Genomic DNA, 508 nt, shown 5'->3' with positions numbered 1-508 from the left:
TGAAGAGGAGATCATTCCTGAAGAAATAACAGACGAACAACTGGAAGTGCTTCAAATTACGCAGCAAAAAACGCCCGATAAGCAGGATAAATATTATTTTGCTGAAGAAATTGAGGAAGAAGAAACGCTTTCCCTGCAGGATAAGGAGCTGGAGCTTATTAAAAAATCACTTGAGCGCCACAACGGTAAGCGCAAGGCTGCTGCAGATGAACTTGGGATAAGCGAACGCACCCTCTACAGAAAGATCAAACAATACGACCTCTAAAATGTCATTTTTGACACCTTATATTTTATGAAGAAAATTCAATTGCTGTTCGCCTCCCTCCTGCTGTTCACCTCTGTTTCATGTGGCATCTATTCTTTTTCGGGAGCCGATACAGGGGCCGCAGAAACCTTTCAGGTGAATTATTTCCAGAATGCCGCTGCTATTGTGGAACCGGGAATTGACCGCACCTTCACCTTGCAGTTGCAGGACCTTATTCAGAGCCAGACGAACCTCAACCTTACA

At 44.1% G+C, this 508-nt stretch carries 1 protein-coding gene and 1 pseudogene; both read left to right on the top strand.

What is annotated here, in order from left to right; translation table 11 throughout:
- On the top strand, positions 1-265 hold a 265-nt coding region (locus tag HC176_RS16095), incomplete at its 5' end, for a helix-turn-helix domain-containing protein (protein WP_280818699.1).
- Between the two features lie 27 nt (positions 266-292).
- A pseudogene (locus HC176_RS16090) lies at positions 293-508 on the top strand (hypothetical protein); the annotation flags it as partial.

The organism is Tamlana crocina, assembly GCF_012037625.1.
Note: the sequence above shows the minus strand (reverse complement) of the source record. Positions and strands in the feature narration are given on the sequence as shown.